A 19,050-nucleotide genomic window follows, 5' to 3' on the forward strand; every position below is an offset into this window, starting at 1 on the left:
GTCGGCGCGATTCCTTTACGTCGAGCTAACGTGATCGACAGGAGGTGCGCGATGCCGTTGCAGCCGGGTGAACTGGACGCGTTGGTGGACGTGGAGGGCCTGCTGGTGGGCCATGACCAGCGGCTCGACGAGCGCTGGGCGACCGGTGCGACCGCGGTGATCGCCCCGGGCGGCGCCACCGCCGCCGTCGACGTCCGAGGCGGAGGACCGGGCACCCGCGAGACCGACGTGCTCGAACCCGGCCACCTCGTGCAGCGCGTCAACGGGCTGGTGCTGGCGGGCGGCAGCGCCTACGGGCTGGCCGCCGCCGATGGGGCGATGCGCTGGCTGGGGGAGCGCGGTCACGGCGTCCCGGTCGGCGGACCCGGCCAGGTCGTGCCGGTGGTGCCCGCGGCGGTGATCTTCGACGTGCCGATGAACGACTGGGGCAACCGGCCGGACGCCGAGTTCGGCTACCGGGCCTGCCGGAACGCCACCCGCACCGAGACCCGGCAGGGCAACGTCGGCGCCGGGACGGGGGCCGTGGTCGGGCCGGTCAAGGGCGGTGTCGGCACGGCCAGCGCCGTCCTGCCCGACGGCACCACCGTCGCCGCGCTGGTCGTGGTCAACGCCGCCGGTTCGGCCATCGACCCCGACACCGGCCTGCCCTGGACGCCCACGCCGGGGCTCCGCGCGCCGAGTTCTCACGAAGTGGAAGCGGCGCGCCCGCGTTACGAAGGGAGGCCGGGCCGTAACGGGCCGGTCGACCGCCCGCTCAACACGACGCTCGGCGTCGTGGCCACCGACCTCGCGCTGAGCAAGTCCGAGTGCGGGCGCCTGGCCGTGGCCGGGCACGACGCGCTCGCCCGCGCGGTCCGGCCCGCTCACCTGCTCGTCGACGGCGACACGATGTTCGCCCTGGCCACGGGTACCGGCGAGGCCCTGCCGGATCCGGGAGAGCCCGGCTGGGCGGTGCGGTTGGACCAGGTCAGCGCCGTGGCGGCCGAGGTCGTCGAGCGCGCGATCGTGCGCGGGATGCTCGCGGCCGAGCCAGTCGGAGAGGTGACGTGCTACACGCGCCTCTACCCCTCCGCGCGGGAATGAATCATCGTGGGGCGTCGTTTGCCGTAACGACGAACACGCACCGCTCGACCACGGATCCCACATCCTGGGAGGTCGGTGCCCCACCTACTAGGATGGTTGCTGTGCTGGTGATCCGACGCGACCTCGTGGACGCGATGGTCGCGCATGCCCGACGGGACCACCCGGATGAGGCGTGCGGCGTGATTGCCGGGCCGGAAGGGTCCGACCGTCCGGAGCGCTTGATCGAGATGATCAACGCCGAGCGTTCGCCCACCTTCTACCGGTTCGACTCCGCCGAGCAGTTGCAGGTGTGGCGGGGCATGGACGCCGCCGACGAAGAACCGGTGGTCATCTACCACTCGCACACCTCGACCGAGGCCTACCCGTCGCGCACCGACGTCTCCTACGCCTCGGAGCCCAACGCGCACTACGTGCTCGTGTCCACGCGGGACCCGCAGACCCATGAGCTGCGCTCCTATCGCATCCTCGATGGCCAGGTCACCGAGGAGCCGGTGGAGGTCGTGGAGTCGTACATGTTCGCCCACACCGGTAGCGACGAGGTGCCCGACCGCGACTGATCCGCGGCTCGACCCCAACACCGTTGTTCGCGTTCCCTACGCAGTCCTTTGTGGACAGGAGGATTTCCCATGGCAATCAACGTTTCCATCCCCACCATCCTGCGCACCCACACCGACGGCCAGAAGTCGGTGGAGGCCAAGGGTGACAACCTCGCCGCCGTGATCGACGACCTCGACGCCAACTTCAACGGCCTCAAGGACCGCCTGGTCAAGGAGGGCAACCTCCACCGGTTCGTCAACGTCTACGTCAACGACGAGGACGTCCGCTTCTCCGGTGGGCTCGAAGCCCAGGTGTCCGACGGCGACAACGTCACCATCCTGCCGGCCGTCGCCGGCGGCATGCGCTGACGCAGGAGGAACCGTGGCTCGTTTCGGCTCGCTGCTCGACGCGCTGGGGGAAACCCCGCTCGTCGGGCTGCCGCAGCTCTCTCCCGCGCCCGACGTCCGACTGTGGGCGAAGCTCGAGGACCGCAACCCGACCGGCTCCATCAAGGACCGGGCGGCGCTGAACATGATCGAGGCCGCCGAGAAGGAAGGCCGGCTCACCACCGGCTGCACCATCCTCGAACCGACCTCGGGCAACACCGGCATCTCGCTGGCCATGGCTGCCAAGCTCAAGGGCTACGGCCTGGTCTGCGTCATGCCGGAGAACACCTCCGAGGAGCGGCGCCAGCTGCTGCAGGCCTACGGCGCGCGGATCGTCTCCTCGCCCGCGGCCGGCGGGTCGAACCAGGCCGTGGCGATGGCCAAGGAGCTGGCCGAGCAGAACCCCGACTGGGTCATGCTCTACCAGTACGGCAACCCGGCCAACGCCGATGCGCACTACCGGGGCACCGGGCCGGAGATCCTGCGGGACCTGCCGACCATCACCCACTTCGTGGCCGGTCTCGGCACCACCGGGACGCTCGTGGGCGTCGGCCGGTACCTGCACGAGCACAAGCCCGGGACCCAGGTCGTGGCGGCCGAGCCGCGCTACGGCGAGCTCGTCTACGGGCTGCGGAACCTCGACGAGGGCTTCGTGCCGGAGCTCTACGACGAGAGCGTGCTCAACCGGCGGTTCTCCGTCGGGTCCTACGACGCCCTGCGCCGGACCCGCCAGCTGCTGGAGAGCGAAGGCATCTTCGCCGGGATCTCCACCGGCGGGGTCCTGCACGCGGCGCTGACCATCGCCGAGAAGGCGGCGGCCGCGGGGGAGTCCGCGGACATCGCCTTCGTGGTCGCCGACGCCGGCTGGAAGTACCTCTCCACCGGCGCCTACAGCGGCACGATCGACGAAGCCGCGCAACGCCTGGAGGGCCAGCTCTGGGCCTGACACGCACGTGAAGTGAAGCCCCCGCCTCCAGCATCGGAGGCGGGGGCTTCTTCGTCCGCACCGGTCCGGGGCATGCGAATCTCGCGCGAAATTGGAGGGCTGAGTTCCCATCTCAATTTCGCGCGAAATTGAGATGGGGTCTGGGTCAGCCGGTGAAGGCGAAGGTGCGGAGGCCTTCGGCGGGAGCGCGGAGGGTGAGGACGGTGCCGTCGGTCCCGGTGGGCGACGGGAGGCCGTCGCGGGTCGTGGTGATGTAGAGGTCGCGCAGGTCGCGTCCGCCGAAGCAGAGGCCGGCGGGTCGCTGAGCCGGGAGCGGGATCGTCCCCACGAGCTCGCCGTCGGGGGCGTAGCGGTGCAACTCGCCCTTGTCCCGGACCGCCGTCCAGAGCGTCCCCTCGGTGTCCACCGCCAGGCCCGAGGGCTGGCCGCCGACCTCGCAGAGGGTTCGGCGGTTGCCCATCAGGCCGCCCGCGACGTCGAAGTCGAGGACTTCGATCCGGCTCGTGCCCGCGTCGGCGATGTAGAAGCGCGAGTCGTCCGGGCTGATCGCCAGGCCGAGGCCCGCCTGCAGGTCCTTGATGATGACGCCCGCCGAGCCGTCCGGGTTCACCCTGGCCAGCCAGCCGCCCCCGGACTCGTCCTCGCGCATCGTCGTGGCCCACATGCGGCCGGTGCGGTCGATCGCGGTGGCGCCCGCGGTCATGCCCTCCCGGGCCCAGTAGACCAGCCAGGTGCGCTGCTCCCCGTGGGCGTCGAACAGCGCGACGCCCTCCTGCAGGTGCAGCACCAGCCCGCCTCGGCTGCGCGGTTTCGCGCCGCCGGTCTGCTGCTGCAGCGTCATCGTCGCGTTGGTGTGGCCCGGGCGGTAGCGGTGCACGTCACCCGCGGGCGGGTCCGTCCACAGCAGGGTCTCGGTGCCGATGTCCCAGGTGGGCGCCTGTCCGGCACGAGCCGTCGCCTGCACTGCGATGTCGACCTGGGCGTGCACACTCCACCTTCCAACCACCGGACGCAACGGGCCCGAACCTTACCGCCAAGATCATCCGATGGGGCCGGATGGCGGAATCCCGGCTCATCCGCAACTCACTCGACACCGGGATGATGCTCGATCGCGGTGTCGGAGAAATCAGGGACGATCCCGATCCTCCGCTTCTCCCGGAACGCTAGGCTCGATGGTGTGACACGCCCGATGGAACGCCCACGCCCGCGAGTGCTGCCAGCGAACCCGCTCCGGGCCGCGATCGGAATGCTCCTCGCCATCGCGGGGCTGTTCGCCATCGAGTTCTACGACGCGGCGACGCCCGCGCCCAACGTGGCGATGGACCTCGACGGCAACGGCATCCAGCCGCGCACCGTCGACGGGCTCGACGGCATCCTCTGGGCGCCGCTGCTGCACTTCGGCTGGGGGCACCTGATCAGCAACTCGCTGCCGCTGTTCGTCCTGGGCTGGCTGCTGCTGGCCGGCGGGATCCGGCAGTTCATCGGGGTCACCGCGGTCGTGTGGATCGTCGCGGGCATCGGCACCTGGCTCGTCGGAGCGCCCGGATTCCACGTCGGGGCGTCCGGCGTGATCTTCGGCTGGATGGTGTTCCTGCTGCTGCGCGGGTTCGCCCAGCGCAGCATCGCCCAGATCCTGGTGGCGGTCGTGCTGTTCTTCTACTGGGGCGGGATGCTCTGGGGCGTGCTCCCCGGCCAGCCCGGCATCTCGTGGGAAGGCCACCTGTTCGGTGCGCTCGGCGGGGTGCTCGCCACGTGGTTGGTGGCGCGCAGCACGCGACGGCGGGTTTCGCGCTCGGAGCCTGGCACACTGACCGCGTGACCAACGCTCCGATCGGGATCTTCGACTCGGGCGTCGGCGGGCTGACCGTGAGCCGCGCGATCATGGACCAGCTGCCCGGCGAGACCATCCACTACGTCGGGGACACCGCCAACGCCCCCTACGGGCCCATGCCGCTGGCCGAGATCCGCTCCCGCACCTTGGCGATCACCGACGCGATGGTCGACGAGGGCGTGAAGATGCTGGTCATCGCCTGCAACACCGCTTCGTCGGCCTGCCTGCGCGACGCGCGCGAGCGCTACTCGATCCCCGTCGTGGAGGTCGTGCTGCCCGCCGTCCGCCGTGCTGTGGCCACCACCCGCAACCGGCGGGTCGGGGTCATCGGCACCGACGCCACGATCCGCTCCCGCGCCTACGACGACGCCTTCACCGCGGCCCCGGACATCGCGCTGACCACCGCGGCCTGCCCGCGGTTCGCCGACTTCGTGGAGCGCGGCATCACCAGCGGCAGGCAGGTGCTGGGACTCGCGCAGAACTACCTCGATCCGCTGCAGCAGGCCGGTGTCGACACCCTCGTGCTCGGCTGCACGCACTACCCGCTGCTGACCGGGGTCCTGCAGCTCGCGATGGGCGAGCACGTCACGCTCGTCTCCAGCGCGGAGGAGACCGCCAAGGACGTCGTGCGGGTGCTCACCGAGCACGACCAGATGGCCGAACCGGACAACCTTCCCGAGCACGAGTTCCGCGCTACGGGCGAACCAGAGCGTTTCGCCCGATTGGCCCGGCGCTTTCTCGGTCCGGCTCCCTCAGCCGATGCCGTTCGGCCGCTTCGCGTGACAAGCTCTCTCGCATGAAGCTGACGGTCCTCGGTTGTGCCGGGAGCATCCCCGGACCCGACTCGCCCGCGTCCGGATACCTGCTGGAGTCCGGTGGCACCCGCATCGCGCTGGATCTGGGCAACGGCACCCTCGGCGCCATGCAGCGCTTCATCGACCCGTTCGACCTCGACGCGCTGCTGTTCAGCCACCTGCACCCCGATCACTGCGCCGACTTCGGCGCGCTCACCGTCTACCGGCGCTACCGGCCGAACCCGCCGTACGACGCGCGCGCCCGTCGGCTCCCGGTGTTCGGCCCGGACAACGCCCCGGAACGGCTCGCCGCGCTCTACGCGCCGACCGCGGCCGAGCTCGCCGAGACCGACCTGTCCGACGTCTTCGACTTCCGCCCGGTCAGCACCGAGCCGGTCCGCGTCGGGCCGTTCAGCATCCGCGCGGTCGAGGTCGCGCACCTGTGCCCGACCTGGGGATTCCGCGTCGAGGCCGAGGGCCGCGTGCTCGCCTACACGGGTGACACCGGGCCGTGCGGACAGCTCGACGAGCTGGCCTCCGGTGCGCACGTGCTGCTCGCGGAGGCGTCCTGGGAGCACCACGAGGACGCCCCGATGAACGTGCACCTCTCCGGCCGTCAGGCGGGCGAGGTCGCCAAGACCGCGGCAGCCGAACGCCTGCTGATCACCCACCTGGTGCCCTGGACCGACCACGGCGCCATCCACGCCGAGGCCGCCGCCACCTTCGACGGCCCGACCCAGCTCGTCCAGGCGGGCGCCACCTACGAGGTGTGAGGGAGTTCGAGTTCCGAGGGCGAACCCTCGGACTCCAATTTCGCGCGAAGTTCGAATGGGTCCCGGGGTCGTGCCGGTGGGCGGGGCCTCCGACGGGAAGTCGAGGCCTGGGCTTAGGGTTGAGCCGTGGCTAGAGCGGATGGGCGTAGTGACGATCAGCTTCGCGATGTGAAGATCACCCGGGGGTACCAGGACTGGCCGGCCGGTTCGGTGCTGGTGGAGTTCGGCCGTACCCGGGTGCTGTGCGCGGCCAGCGTGCAGGAGGGCGTCCCGCGCTGGCGGACCGGCTCCGGACTGGGGTGGGTCACCGCCGAGTACGCGATGCTGCCCTCGGCGACCAACACGCGCAGCTCCCGCGAGTCGGTGAAGGGCCGCATCGGCGGCCGCACCCACGAGATCTCCCGGCTCGTCGGCCGGTCCCTGCGCGCCTGCATCGACATGGCGGCGCTGGGCGAGAACACCATCACCCTGGACTGCGACGTGATCCAGGCCGACGGCGGAACCCGCACCGCCGCGATCACCGGTGCCTACGTGGCGCTGGCCGACGCGGTGACGTGGCTGGGCGCCGCCAAGCGGCTGTCCGACCCGAAGCCGCTGTCGTGCTCGATCCAGGCGGTCAGCGTCGGCGTCGTCGACGGTCGGGTGCGGCTGGACCTGCCCTACGAGGAGGACTCGCGCGCCGAAGTCGACATGAACGTGGTCGCCACCGACCACGGCACCCTGGTCGAGGTGCAGGGCACCGGCGAGGGCGCGACCTACACGCGGTCCACCATGGACAAGATGCTCGACTTCGCGCTGGCGGGCTGCGGTGAGCTCGCGCGGCTGCAGGAGTCCGTGCTCGCCGAGCCGTACCCGGGCGAACTGCCCGGAGGCGCTGCGTGAGCCGGTTGCTGCTGGCCACCCGCAACCAGAAGAAGCTGGTGGAGCTGCGCCGCATCCTCGACGCCGAGGGCGTCACCGGCCTGGAGGTCGTGGGTCTGGCCGATGTGCCGGAGTTCCCCGAAGCGCCCGAGACGGGCGCGACCTTCGAGGAGAACGCGGTGGCCAAGGCCGCCGACGCCGCCCGCGCCACCGGTCTTCCCGCCGTCGCCGACGACTCCGGGCTGGAGGTCGACGCGCTCAACGGGATGCCGGGCGTGCTCTCGGCGCGCTGGGCGGGCCGGCACGGCGACGACCAGGCGAACCTCGACCTGGTGCTCGGGCAGATCAACGACGTGCCCGACGAGCGGCGCGGCGGGGCGTTCGTCTCCGCCGCCGCGCTCGTGCGGCCCGACGCGCGCGAGACCGTGGTGCGCGGCGAGTGGCGCGGCACGATCATCCGGGAATCGCGCGGAGCCAACGGGTTCGGCTACGACCCGATCTTCGTGCCGGAGGGCGGGACGCGCACCAGCGCGGAGCTGTCCCCGGAGGAGAAGGACGCCGACTCCCACCGCGGCCGGGCGCTGCGCCTGCTGCTGCCCGCTCTGCGGGAGCTGGCGGGCTGAGTGTGATGCCGCTCGCCCCGGTGGGGGCAGCAGCGGCATCGGCGGTTAACTTCGGTGCGTGTTCACCGATTGGTTCGAACTGGTCCTGCTCGTCGTCGTCGGATTCCTGTCCGGCGCGGTGAACGCGGTGGCCGGTGGAGGCTCCCTGCTGGTGTTCCCGGCGCTGCTGGCGACCGGGATGTCACCGCTGGTCGCCAACGTGACCAACTCGGTCGCCCAGGGCCCGGGTTTCGTCGGCGCGGCGGTCAGCCAGCGCGACGACCTCACCGGCAACGCGCGCAGGTTGTGGAGCACGTCGATCGCGGCCTGCCTGGGCTCGGCGATCGGCTGCGCGCTGCTGATGGTCCTGCCGGGCGAGGTGTTCGACGCCGTGGTCCCGGCGCTGGTGGGGCTCTCGGCGGTGCTGATGGCCTTCCAGAACACCATCCGCAAGTGGCTCGGCACACCGGCGGAGGGAGAGGGGGACCGGACGGTCCTGCTCACCGTCGGGATCTTCCTCGCCTCGATCTACGGCGGGTACTTCGGCGGGGCCCGCAGCGTCATCCTGATCGCGATCCTGGTGCTCGCCGCGACCGACAGCATGCGCAGGCTCAACGCGCTGAAGAGCTGGCTGGGCATGATCGGCAGCGCGGCCACGCTGGTGGTCTACTCGCTTATCGCGCCGGTCGACTGGCTGGCGGTGGCGATGCTGGTGCCCACCACGGTCCTCGGCGGCTACGTGGGCGGCAAGGTCGCGCAGCGCCTGCCCTCAACGCTGCTCCGCTACCTCGTCGTGGTCATCGCCGCGGGCGTGGCCGTCTACATGGTCCTGGACTGAGAGGCCGTTCCTCCGCTCGTCTCGGGTGGGGTGGGGAAGTTTTCATGAAAACTTCCCCACCCCAACCCACCCGACGAAACGCCGGGAGAGCCCTCGAGGGGACCCTGCACTTGGAGCAACGGCTCGTGCCGGCTCTTAGACGCCGATCTCCTTGCGGAGGCGCTCGACGTGGCCGGTGGCCTTGACGTTGTAGAGGGCCTTGGCGATCTTGCCGTCGGCGTCGACGACGAAGGTCGACCGGATGACGCCCTGGACGACCTTGCCGTAGTTCTTCTTCTCACCGAAGGCGCCCCAGGCTGTCATGACGGCCCGGTCCTCGTCGGACAGCAGCGGGAACGTCAGCCCCTCGTTGTCGCGGAACTTCGCGAGCTTGGCGGGCTTGTCGGGCGAGACGCCCAGCACCTCGAAACCGGCGTCGTTGAGCTCGGCGAGGCTGTCGCGGAAGTCGCAGGCCTCCTTGGTGCAGCCCGGGGTGCTCGCGGCGGGGTAGAAGTAGACGACCACCGAACGTCCGCGGAAGTCGCTCAGCGACACGGTGTTGCCGTCGGCGTCCGGCAGCGAGAACTCGGGCGCGGCGTCGCCGTCGGAAAGTCGGTTCTGTTCGCTCATGCCCGCGACGCTAGCCGATGGGCCGGACGGCTCATTCGGGCAGCGCCGCCCCGCCTGCCGCGGGGGTGAGTTGGGACACCTGCTGGATCGCCGGCTGCACCGGTTGCTGCTGGACGACGATGAACCCGCCGACGATCAACCCGGCCAACGCCGAAGTCGTCACGGCAATTGCGCACCTCGTGTAGACGCGGACGGACACCGTCGAATTTCCTTTCGCAGTACCGGAAACCGCCTCCGAGGCGGACACACTGGAGATCGCCGGTTCCGCGGAGATCGTTACCGGTGTCCCTCGATCGGGCTATGGGGTTGCAGGGGTGATGACCTACGCGTAGACGAGGAGGTGGCCATCGACCGCGTTCAACGACAGGAGTGCTATGCCGACCGTCGCCGAACAGTTCATCGAAGTCCTCGTGCAGGCCGGTGTGAAGCGGATCTACGGGATCGTCGGCGACAGCCTCAACCCGGTGGTCGACGCCGTCCGCCGGACCGAGGGAATCGAATGGGTGCACACCCGGCACGAAGAAGCAGCGGCGTTCGCCGCGAGCGCTGAAGCGCAGGTCACCGGGCGGCTCGCGGTGTGCGCGGGCAGCTGCGGCCCGGGCAACCTGCACCTGATCAACGGGCTCTACGACGCGCACCGCAGCAGCGCTCCGGTGCTGGCGCTGGCCTCGCACATCCCGTCCGCGCAGATCGGCACCGGCTTCTTCCAGGAGACCCACCCCGAAGAGCTGTTCAACGAGTGCAGCCACTTCTGCGAACTCCTCTCGCAGCCGACGCAGATGCCGCGACTCCTGCGCTCGGCGATCCAGACCGCGGTCGGGCGGCGCGGGGTGTCGGTGCTGGTGATGCCGGGTGACGTCGCCGAGGAGGCCGCGGCGAAGCCGACCGGTCAGGGCGTGGTCGACTGGGATCCGCCGACCCTGCTGCCCTCGCGCGACCAGGTCGACGAACTCGCGGAGAGGATCAACCGCGCCGAGCGGCCGATGCTGTTCTGCGGCGCGGGTTCTCGCGGTGCGCACGCCGATGTGATGGAGCTCGCGGAGAAGATCAAGGCGCCGGTCGGGCACGCGCTGCGCGGCAAGGAGTGGATCCAGTACGACAACCCCTACGACGTCGGCATGAGCGGGTTGCTCGGCTACGGCGCCTGCCACGAGGCGATGCACAAGGCCGACCTCGTGCTGCTGCTGGGCACCGACTTCCCGTACGACAACTTCCTGCCGCAGGCCAACACCGTGCAGGTCGACATCGAGCCCGCGCACCTGGGCCGCCGCACGGTCCTGGACCTGGCGGTGCACGGCGACGTCGCCGAGACGATCCGGGCGGTCCTGCCCGAGCTCTCGACCAAGACCGACCGCTCCTACCTGGACCGGATGTTGCGCGAGCACGCCGGCCAGCTGGAGAAGGTCGTCGACGCCTACACGCGCAACGTCGAGTCGCAGGTGCCCATCCACCCCGAGTACGTCGCCGACGTGCTCGACGACCTGGCCTCCGACGACGCCGTGTTCACAGTGGACACCGGAATGTGCAACGTGTGGGCGGCCCGCTACGTCACGCCCAACGGGCGACGCCGGGTGCTCGGCTCCTTCGTCCACGGCTCGATGGCCAACGCCCTCCCGCAGGCGATCGGCGCGCAACTGGCCGCGCCGGAGCGCCAGGTGGTGTCGATGTCCGGCGACGGCGGTCTGTCGATGCTGATGGGCGAGCTGCTGAGCCTGCGCACCCACCAGCTGCCGGTGAAGACCGTGGTGTTCAACAACTCCTCGCTGGGCATGGTGAAGCTGGAGATGCTGGTCGACGGGATGCCGGACTTCGGCACCGACCACGACGGCGTCGACTTCGCGGCGATCGCGCGCGCGGCCGGCATCCACTCGGTCCGGGTGGAGAAGCCCGGTGAGGTCCGCGACGCGCTCGCCGAGGTGCTGGCGCACCCGGGGCCCGCGCTCGTCGACGTCGTGACCGACCCGAACGCGCTGTCGCTGCCGCCGCAGATCACCGGCGAGCAGGTGAAGGGCTTCGCGCTCGCCGTCAGCCGCACGGTCCTGTCCGGCGGCGTCGGCAAGATGGTCCAACTCGCCAGGAGCAACCTCCGCAACGTCCCGAGGCCGTAGGCCGACAGGTTCGTCGAGACGAAGGCGAATTCAGATCCAGGCGGCCGCGGCGGCAGCCGCTGTTCCAGGTGTGGGACTCAACCTGCACCGCCGCGGGTTCTGACACGTCTTCTGGGTGAGTACGCCGCGGCGCCGTGTATTGGACATACATAAGCCGTGGCGCACGGAGGCCAGAAGACGTGTCAGGTTCCGCTACCCGCACCGCCAAGCAAGTCGGCCACTGGGACCTTGGAGACCTCAATCCGGATCCCTGGGAGAGGTGAGGTGGCCTGCTCTCCACCAGAGGAGCAGGCCCATGCCGAAGAACAGGGCCCAGACGAGAACGGACGCGAGCATCAACAGGTACACCTGGAACGTCACCCCCCCCGAGATGGCGGTCCGGCCCTCCTGATCGGGCCGCCACGACGAGCATCCACCCGCAGAAGCTTCCTGTGAAGATGTCGTAAGGGTGATCAGGATGTGACTCGGTGTGGCGGGCCCGGCAAGATGGGGGCCATGACAGTCAGTCCCACGGTCCGTCGTCGCAGGCTGGCCGCCGAGCTGCGCAAGCTGCGCGCGCAGTCGGAGGTCACCCAGCAGCAGGCCGCCAGCCACCTCGGTTGCACGCAGGCGAAGATCGGGCGGTTCGAGACCGCGAAGAGGTCACCCTCGGTCGGTGATGTGTCGGCACTGCTGGACTTCTACGGCGTGGACAACGCCGAGCGGGAGCCCCTGATCAACCTCGCTCGCGACGCCCGCAAGCGCGGGTGGTGGCACTCCTACAGCGACGTGCTGCCGGAGTGGTACGAGACCTACGTGGGGCTTGAAGCTGAGGCGTCCAGCATTCACACCTACGAGTCAGAAGCGATCCCCGGATTGCTGCAGACGCGTGAATACGCCTACGCCATCACGAAATCCACGTTGTTCCGGGCGCACGACGCGGAGATCGGGAGGCGCGTGGACCTGCGGATCCAGCGCCAGGAGCGCGTCACCGGGGACACCCCGCTGGAGCTGTGGGCGGTGGTGGGCGAGGCGGCGCTGCGCCGGCCCGTCGGCGGTGATGGGGTGCTGCGCAGGCAGCTGGAGCACATGCTCAAGCTGGGGCAGCTCGCCAACGTCACGTTGCAGGTGATGCCGCTGGACGCAGGAGCGCATCCCGCGCAAGCAGGTCCGTTCGTGATCCTCCGCTACTCCAACCACATTGACCCGGACGTGGTCTACCTGGAGACCCATGTGGGTGGGCTGTACCTGGAGCGCGAGATCGAGCTGACGAACTACGCCACGATGATGGACCATCTGAGAGCGCATGCGGTAGACCCGGAGGGTTCGATCGATTTCATCCAACAACGCATAGGAGAGTTGTAGATGCCGGAAATATCCTGCTGGCGCACCAGTTCCCGCTCCCAGGGGCAGGGTCAGTGCGTCGAGGTCGGCTTCGGGTCCGATCACGTTGGTGTGCGGGACACCAAGAACCGGGGGGCGGGACGGATCGAGGTCGCCTCGAAGCTGTGGCAGGAGTTCGTCGGCGGTATCAAGAGCGGCCGGTTCGACCAGGGCTGATGCGCCGAGGGGAGCGCGTTGCATCGGGGGCGCTCCCCATCAGCATCCGAAAAACTCTATTTCTCAACGCGTTCCAGGAACGGCGCGAGCAGGCCGGGAACGGCTTCGTCCGCCAGTGCCAGGCCTTCACCGGCCGGAACGTCGTAGATCCGGTACACGCTCGATCCGGCAGCGGTCGTCGCGCCGACGGTCATCAGACCCGAACGGCGCTGGAACACCGTGCGGGAGATCCGCCATCCGATGATGTTCTCGCGTTGCAGCGCCACGGTGCGCCGCAAAGCGCTTCCGTTGCGCGCCAGCAGGTACCGCTCGTCCAGCGCGTGCCCGAGGGCGCGGTAGGCGTCGACGGCGAAGCCCAGGCCGGCCACCAGCGCCAGCAGCACCAGGGCGATGGCGAAGCCGGCCGGGATCCAGCCCGGCACGGCCGGGATCGCCACCACGACGGCGACCGCGAGTGCGCTCATGAGCGCCCAGCCGATGCGGCGCCGCATCGCCGAGGTGGGGTGCCGGGTGAGAGCGACGTCGAACGGCTGGTCGCGCAGCACGGCGGACGCGACCCGCCGGGCTTCGGTGCGGGGAGCCGGTGGCAGCAGCGTCTTGCTGTCCGGCTGCTTCTGGTCCTGCTTCTGCTCCTGCAGGCCGGTCGCGACCGCGTTGAGGCGGGCGCCTCCGGCCAGCCGCAGCGGCAGCGGTTCGCACAGCTCCAGCCCGCGCAGCCGACGTTCTTCCAGCGAGAGCGATCGCGTGGTGAGCAGGCCGCGCTTGACCCGCAGCGTCCCGGGTTCGCGGGTGAGCTGGAAGCCCCACCACATCTCCAGCGAGAGCAGGAACGACCCGAGCACCCCGATCACGATCGCGATCGCGGCCACGACCAGCACGAAGGTCACGATGCCCAGCGCGGTGATGATGCCGCCGAGCGCCTCGAACGCGCCCCACTTGCGCAGCAGCTCGTCGAAGGAGCCCACGGCGGAGCCGATGGCGCCCCAGACGACCAGCATCAGCGAGAAGGTCAGCGCGGAGTATCCGAGCCACTCCGGCTTGAGCCGGGACAGCACGCCGTCGTCCGGTGAGTCCTCCACAGTGGACTCGCCGCCGAGGGTCATGTCCCTGCGGAGGCTCTCGGCGGCCGATCGCGTGATCGACTGCAGCCGGATGGTGGCCTCGGACGCCTGCGCGCCGGTGCTGATCTTCACCGTGGTGATGCCGAAGAGCCGCTCGTGCGGCGCGGCGGTCAGGTCCACGGTGCGGATCCGCTCGCGCGGGAGGGACCGGTGGTTGCGGAACAGCCCGCCGAGTCGCTGCTCGAAGCGCTCCTCGGTGATCCGGTACCGGAAGAAGTACCACTGGTAGGCGGCGATTCCGGCGACGAGCAGCGCCGAAGCGAGTCCGATCAGCAGGGTGATGAGCACCGGCATGACACCGGCGCCCGCGATGGCCATGACCAGCACCGCCGCCAGAACTGGTCCGGCGACGACCGCCCCCGCGGCCGCGATCGACTTGGCGTCCAGCCGGTGCCACTGCCCGTCCGTGACGTTCATGTCGCGTCTCCCGGGGTGGCCTGGGTGGTGGCGGTGAGCTGCTCGACGACCGCCGTCGCCTGCTCGCGGTCCATGCCGTCGATGCTCAGCGGTCCCGCTGCGGAGGCGGTGGTGACGGTGACGCTGGAGAGGCCGAACATCTGCTGCAGCGGACCGCGCACCGTGTCGACGGTCTGGATCCGCGACATCGGCGCGATCCGCCACTCCTGCCGCAGCCAGCCCGCAGCCGTGTAGACCGCGTCATCGGTGATCTCCCAGCGGTGCACCCGGTACCGCCACTGCGGCATCACCGCGGTGTAGACCGCGCCCAGCGCGGCGATCAGCACTGCGGGCAGCAGCAGCCAGAAGCGGGCGGGCTCGATCAGGACGCCCAGCACCACGAGAACGATCACCGGTGGGAGCACCAGCGCGAGCGCTTGAGCCGTCCACCAGCCGATCGCTCGTCGTTCGACCCGGTTGCGCGGCGGGCGCAGCCGCAGTCCGTCTTCGGACATCACAGCGGACCCCTTTCGTGGGTGGTGCTCAGGATTGTGTCGAACAGCCCGCGGACGCGTGGGGATTTCGTGCGGTTTCATGATCGCCGGAACCGCGCCTCCTGCGGGGGAGCGGCTCGCGGCGCCGTCCCGCGTCACCCGAGGGACTTCAGCTGCGGCCAGATCGCCGCCCAGGACTGGGTCCGGCCGGTGGCGATCCACCCCTTGAGGTCGTCGCCGGGGATCGCGGGCCGGACGTCGGTGAAGTAGGGCCGGATGGACTCCACGTCGCGCCCGTAGTAGACGACCGCGTCGATCTCGTCGGTCGGTGCGCCGAAGTAGCCGTAGCCCCGGTGCGGGCTGTAGACCTCGGGCATCGGGTGGTGCGCGCTGCCGACGTCGAGCATCGCCGCGGCGATGTAGCTGTCGCCGATCACCGCCGTGCGGCTGCGCTGCTCGGCGGGCAGCGCCAGGTACGCACCGGAGACGTCCCGGGCGATGCGGTCGCTGACCGTGTCGCTCTCGATCTTGGTGAGCGCCGCCGAGAAGGTCTGGTTGATCGCAGCGCCCGCGAACACCAGCATTTCCGCGGTGACCACCGAGAGTGCGTAGACAGGCCAAGCCGCCCACCCCCAGCGGGGCGGCTTGGCCTGCCTGCGCCGCTGCAGGCCCACGACCGCCGCCGCGATCGGCAGGCCGTACATCCCGATCAGGTAGTACGGGCGGCCGGCGGTGGCGACGAAGAAGACCCACAGCAGGATCGCCGTGACGGCGAACATCCGGTAGGGGCGCAGCCACGGTGCGCGCAGCAGCAGCCACAGGCCGCCGAGCACCAGCGCGGTGCCGAGCACCCCGGCGTAGAGCACCAGCTGCACTGCGGTGCCGTCGCGACCGCCGGAGAGCATCGGGGACTCCTGCGCGACGACCGACGACATCGCCAGCTGCGGCCACCCGTTGACCGCCTGCCAGATCAGCGTCGGCGACGCGATCAGCAGCCCGACACCGGTGCCCGCCCACAGCATCGGCCGGGTCAGGATCGCGCGCGGGCCCACGGCCAGGGCGCTGACCAGCAGGGCTGCGCAGAGCAGCACGACCTGGAACTTCACCTGCAGGTTGATGCCCAGCAGCACGCCGAACACCAGCAGCAGGCGGTCGTCGGCCGCGCCTTCGGAGTGCTGCCGCAGCCAGCGCACCACCGGCAGCAGCAAGGCGGTCCACAGCAGCGGCTCGAAGGTGTACGGAGCCGTCCAGTGACCGATCAGGTTGCTCCACAGCCCGGTCGCACCGGCCAGCGCAGCGATGGTCTGGGCTCGCCGGTCGGCGCCCAGCTCGCGGGCCAGCAGGGCGATCAGCACCACCGTGCCGCCGGTGGCGAGCGCGGCGGGCAGGCGGAGCACGAACATCGAGTCCGGCGCGATGAAGTCCATCGCCGCGGCGAGCAGCGGCGTCAGCGGCGGCTGGTCGACGTAACCCCAGTTCGGGTGGTACTTCCCGGCCGCCAGCATGTAGACCTCGTCGATCCAGTAGTCCCCGAACGCGCCCGCGACGGCGTGCACCAGGGCGAGGACACCGGCGATGGTCAGCACCGGCCACCGGGCCGGCGCGTGCAACCCGACCGGCGGTGCCGGTCTCACCTTCTGCGGATCGATGATCATGACTTCCCCCAGGGATCGTGATGTGGCATCGAGTAAATCCGGGTGGAGCGGGAGATCGACACTGCGGTTGGTCGTGAGCCGGGTGGACGAAGGTTGTGCCGTTCCGGGCCGGGCGCAACTTTCGTCTAGACCTGGGCGGCGCAGGCGGGATTCGGCTACGCGATCGGGGAAGGCGCCCTCTACCGTGGATCGGGTGAATCGACCGCCCTGGCGGCTTCTTTGGAACTCCCCGCGTGAGGCCGTATTCGACATCTGCCTGGTGATCGTGCTGAACGCGTTCGCGTACGCGTTCATCGTCGCCTTCCCGACCGACACGCCGTTGAGCGCCTACGACTGGGTCGGCGGGTTGTGGCTGACTCGCGTCCTCGACGTCGTGCTGAACCTCGGGCTGCTCGCGCGTCGCCGGTTCCCGATGGTGCTGCTGTGGATGATCACCGTGCTCTCGGTGGCCCAGGCCCTGCTCATCGAGCTCGGCCCGGGACCGTTCATGCAGGTCAACCTGGAAACCGATCCCTGGGTGCCCGGTGTCACGCCGTGGGTCCTCTACGCCGTGATCGTCTACGGTCGCGGTGCCCGCTCCCTCACCTGGGCGTTGATGGCCGTGGTGACCGTGGTGGGCATGAGGTTGTGGAACGTCTCCAACCCGGAGGTGATCGTCGCCGGTGCGGGCTGGACGATCTTCCCGATCGTGCTCGGCCTCTACGCCGCCGCGCGCCACAAGCTGGAGGTCGCGCTGCGGGAGCGCGCCGAACGCGCGGAACGCGAGCGCGAACTGCTCGCCGAGCAGGCGCGCGTGGACGAACGGGCCCGGCTGGCCGTGGAGATGCACGACGTGGTCACCCATCGCGTCAACCTGATGGTGCTGCAGGCCGGTGCGCTCGGCGTGCTCAGCGACGATCCCGCCGTGCACCGAGCAGCCGAGGAGATGCGCACCAGCGGTGGTGAAGCGCTCGCCGAACTGCGCGACCTGGTCGGCGTTCTCCGCCGCAGCGAGATCGAGCAGGACGAAGCCGAGGTCGCCCAGCCCACCGACGTTCCCGACCTCCGCGAGCTCATCGCCCGGTCCGAGGGCGTCGGCATGTCCGTGGAGCTGACCACGAGCGGCGACGCCGGGCCGGTCACCTCGGCCGTGGGCAGGACGGCCTACCGCGTCGTCCAGGAAGGGCTGACCAACGCGCACAAGCACGCGCCCGGCGCCGACGTGCACGTGCGCGTCCTCTACAGCGACGACCGGGTCCGCGTGAGCATCCGCAACACCGCTCCGTCCGGTCGCGTGCCCGAGCTCGCCGGCAGCGGAGCGGGAGTCGGCCTGCTCGGACTGCAGCAGCGCGTCGAGCTCGTCGGCGGTTCCTTGCGGTCCGGGCCCGTCGACGGCGGTGGATTCGAGGTCGAGGCCATACTGCCCGGGTACGTGCCCACCGAGGAGAGCGCCGATGCCTGAGACGGTCCGCGTGCTCGTCGTCGACGACGAGCCGATGGTCTGCGCGCACCTGCGGACGATCCTCGGATCGGCACCCGACATCGAGGTCGTCGACGACGCCCAGGACGGCGCCGCGGCCGTCGAAGCCGTCGTGCGGCACCAGCCCGACGTCGTGCTGATGGACCTGCGGATGCCCGGTGTCGACGGGCTCACCGCCACCGAGCGGATCTGCCGGATGTCCCCCGCCCCGGCGGTGGTCGCGCTGACCACGTTCGACGCCGACAAGTACGTGCTGCGCGCGCTGCGAGCCGGCGCCGTCGGCTTCCTGATCAAGTCGACTCCGCCGCAGGACCTCATCGGCCTGGTCCGGGTCGCCGCCGACGGGCACACCGTCCTCTCCGAGGAGGCGAAACGACGCCTGCTGGCGGCGACCGGCGGCGAGCAGGCATCCCGGGAGCGCGCGGTCCAGCTGATCCGCGACCTCACCGAGCGGGAGGTCGAGGTGCTCACCTGCCTCGGGCGCGGGATGTCCAACTCGCAGATCGCCGCGCAGCTGCACCTCTCCGAGGCCACGGTGAAGAGCTACGTGTCCAGGATGCTCGTGAAGCTCGACTGCGAGAACCGCTTGCAGGCGGGGCTGCTGGCCTACGACGCGGGCCTCGTGCCGCGATGATCTGAGTCACGCCCGTTCGTCACTGGGCCATCCGGGTGGATTGGTCCAACAGGTTTAACGATCAATCGAGTGAGCTCCACCGATTGGCTCTGGAATATTCCAACCAAGATCGGTACACCATAGGTGACGCGTTTCGAACGGTTGTCGGGGCCGGAAACGCGTCAGCGCCCTCGGTTCGGGGATCGATGGCGCACCGGTCGGAGGGGTCCGGCCGCAACGAGGGCACCCTCGGCGCATTCGGGGTGCGCCGAGGGTGCCTTTCTCCTTGTCTTCGAGGGCCCTCTGCCGGTGGTCTCTGTGCTCAGCGGTGCGGGTGGGGGAACCCCCGGCGGTGCGGGTTGCGAGGGTGGGGCAGTGAGAAAGGGAAGTTTTCATGAAAACTTC

The 19,050-nt window shown here is 70.1% G+C and carries 21 protein-coding genes; 15 read left to right on the forward strand and 6 right to left on the reverse strand.

Going from position 1 to position 19,050, the window contains the following annotated elements; translation table 11 throughout:
• The first annotated feature begins 51 nt into the window (after positions 1-51).
• From ACYVF3_RS03715 to ACYVF3_RS03730, 4 genes are all read left to right on the forward strand, one after another.
• Positions 52-1,083, forward strand: coding sequence for a P1 family peptidase (locus tag ACYVF3_RS03715; protein ID WP_461152841.1), 1,032 nt, complete (start codon positions 52-54; stop codon positions 1,081-1,083).
• 101 nt (positions 1,084-1,184) lie between these two features.
• The gene (locus ACYVF3_RS03720; RefSeq protein ID WP_461152842.1) at positions 1,185-1,640 is read left to right on the forward strand and encodes a M67 family metallopeptidase; all 456 of its coding nucleotides are present in this window, start codon (positions 1,185-1,187) and stop codon (positions 1,638-1,640) included.
• A gap of 69 nt (positions 1,641-1,709) precedes the next feature.
• Positions 1,710-1,988 carry a MoaD family protein gene (locus ACYVF3_RS03725; protein WP_461152843.1) on the forward strand — a complete coding sequence of 93 codons (279 nt, stop codon included), beginning with the start codon at positions 1,710-1,712 and terminating at the stop codon, positions 1,986-1,988.
• Positions 1,989-2,001: 13 nt separating this feature from the next.
• On the forward strand, positions 2,002-2,952 hold the full coding sequence (locus ACYVF3_RS03730; RefSeq protein WP_461152844.1) for a PLP-dependent cysteine synthase family protein: 951 nt from the start codon (positions 2,002-2,004) through the stop codon (positions 2,950-2,952).
• 145 nt (positions 2,953-3,097) lie between these two features.
• Here ACYVF3_RS03730 and ACYVF3_RS03735 read toward each other — a convergent pair whose 3' ends face one another.
• Entirely contained in the window at positions 3,098-3,940 is an 843-nt protein-coding gene (locus tag ACYVF3_RS03735) for an SMP-30/gluconolactonase/LRE family protein (protein WP_461152845.1), read from the reverse strand.
• 189 nt (positions 3,941-4,129) lie between these two features.
• On the opposite strand from ACYVF3_RS03735, the gene ACYVF3_RS03740 reads away from it, so the two are divergent.
• From ACYVF3_RS03740 to ACYVF3_RS03765, 6 genes are all read left to right on the forward strand, one after another.
• Complete coding sequence (locus ACYVF3_RS03740) at positions 4,130-4,771, forward strand: rhomboid family intramembrane serine protease (protein WP_461152846.1); 642 nt, start codon at positions 4,130-4,132, stop codon at positions 4,769-4,771.
• A complete protein-coding gene (gene murI / locus ACYVF3_RS03745; protein WP_461152847.1) occupies positions 4,768-5,583 on the forward strand; it encodes a glutamate racemase in 816 nt (271 codons plus the stop codon). The genes ACYVF3_RS03740 and murI overlap by 4 nt, the downstream gene beginning before the upstream one ends.
• On the forward strand, positions 5,580-6,350 hold the full coding sequence (locus tag ACYVF3_RS03750; protein ID WP_461152848.1) for an MBL fold metallo-hydrolase: 771 nt from the start codon (positions 5,580-5,582) through the stop codon (positions 6,348-6,350). The genes murI and ACYVF3_RS03750 overlap by 4 nt, the downstream gene beginning before the upstream one ends.
• 126 nt (positions 6,351-6,476) lie before the next feature.
• Positions 6,477-7,232 carry a ribonuclease PH gene (gene rph, locus ACYVF3_RS03755; RefSeq protein WP_145743251.1) on the forward strand — a complete coding sequence of 252 codons (756 nt, stop codon included), beginning with the start codon at positions 6,477-6,479 and terminating at the stop codon, positions 7,230-7,232.
• Positions 7,229-7,834 carry an RdgB/HAM1 family non-canonical purine NTP pyrophosphatase gene (gene rdgB, locus ACYVF3_RS03760; RefSeq protein WP_461152849.1) on the forward strand — a complete coding sequence of 202 codons (606 nt, stop codon included), beginning with the start codon at positions 7,229-7,231 and terminating at the stop codon, positions 7,832-7,834. Before rph ends, rdgB begins: the two co-directional genes overlap by 4 nt.
• A gap of 58 nt (positions 7,835-7,892) precedes the next feature.
• Positions 7,893-8,651, forward strand: coding sequence for a sulfite exporter TauE/SafE family protein (locus tag ACYVF3_RS03765; RefSeq protein WP_461152850.1), 759 nt, complete (start codon positions 7,893-7,895; stop codon positions 8,649-8,651).
• A gap of 135 nt (positions 8,652-8,786) precedes the next feature.
• On the opposite strand, the gene bcp is transcribed toward ACYVF3_RS03765, so the two are convergent.
• Entirely contained in the window at positions 8,787-9,260 is a 474-nt protein-coding gene (gene bcp / locus ACYVF3_RS03770; protein WP_461152851.1) for a thioredoxin-dependent thiol peroxidase, read from the reverse strand.
• Positions 9,261-9,291: 31 nt separating this feature from the next.
• A complete protein-coding gene (locus ACYVF3_RS03775) occupies positions 9,292-9,423 on the reverse strand; it encodes a hypothetical protein (protein WP_461152852.1) in 132 nt (43 codons plus the stop codon).
• Positions 9,424-9,634: 211 nt separating this feature from the next.
• Here ACYVF3_RS03775 and ACYVF3_RS03780 point away from each other — a divergent pair, with 211 nt between their 5' ends.
• The 3 genes from ACYVF3_RS03780 (at position 9,635) to ACYVF3_RS03790 (ending at position 12,907) form a co-directional block, all read left to right on the forward strand.
• A complete protein-coding gene (locus tag ACYVF3_RS03780) occupies positions 9,635-11,368 on the forward strand; it encodes a pyruvate dehydrogenase (protein ID WP_461152853.1) in 1,734 nt (577 codons plus the stop codon).
• A 495-nt stretch (positions 11,369-11,863) separates the two neighbouring features.
• On the forward strand, positions 11,864-12,712 hold the full coding sequence (locus ACYVF3_RS03785; RefSeq protein ID WP_461152854.1) for a helix-turn-helix domain-containing protein: 849 nt from the start codon (positions 11,864-11,866) through the stop codon (positions 12,710-12,712).
• Positions 12,713-12,907 carry a DUF397 domain-containing protein gene (locus ACYVF3_RS03790; protein ID WP_461152855.1) on the forward strand — a complete coding sequence of 65 codons (195 nt, stop codon included), beginning with the start codon at positions 12,713-12,715 and terminating at the stop codon, positions 12,905-12,907. It abuts the gene before it with no gap.
• 56 nt (positions 12,908-12,963) lie between these two features.
• Here ACYVF3_RS03790 and ACYVF3_RS03795 read toward each other — a convergent pair whose 3' ends face one another.
• From ACYVF3_RS03795 to ACYVF3_RS03805, 3 genes are all read right to left on the reverse strand, one after another.
• Positions 12,964-14,445, reverse strand: coding sequence for a PH domain-containing protein (locus tag ACYVF3_RS03795; protein WP_461152856.1), 1,482 nt, complete (start codon positions 14,443-14,445; stop codon positions 12,964-12,966).
• Positions 14,442-14,939 (reverse strand): PH domain-containing protein, encoded by a 498-nt coding sequence (locus ACYVF3_RS03800; protein WP_461152857.1) that lies wholly within the window; start codon positions 14,937-14,939, stop codon positions 14,442-14,444. The genes ACYVF3_RS03795 and ACYVF3_RS03800 overlap by 4 nt, the downstream gene beginning before the upstream one ends.
• Before the next feature lie 134 nt (positions 14,940-15,073).
• Positions 15,074-16,573 (reverse strand): glycosyltransferase family 39 protein, encoded by a 1,500-nt coding sequence (locus ACYVF3_RS03805; RefSeq protein ID WP_461152858.1) that lies wholly within the window; start codon positions 16,571-16,573, stop codon positions 15,074-15,076.
• 193 nt (positions 16,574-16,766) lie between these two features.
• Between ACYVF3_RS03805 and ACYVF3_RS03810 the strand changes: the two genes are divergently transcribed.
• A complete protein-coding gene (locus ACYVF3_RS03810; protein WP_461152859.1) occupies positions 16,767-18,014 on the forward strand; it encodes a sensor histidine kinase in 1,248 nt (415 codons plus the stop codon).
• Entirely contained in the window at positions 18,007-18,666 is a 660-nt protein-coding gene (locus ACYVF3_RS03815) for a response regulator transcription factor (protein ID WP_461152860.1), read from the forward strand. The genes ACYVF3_RS03810 and ACYVF3_RS03815 overlap by 8 nt, the downstream gene beginning before the upstream one ends.
• Positions 18,667-19,050: the final 384 nt, after the last annotated feature.

The organism is Saccharopolyspora tripterygii (genome assembly GCF_054778355.1).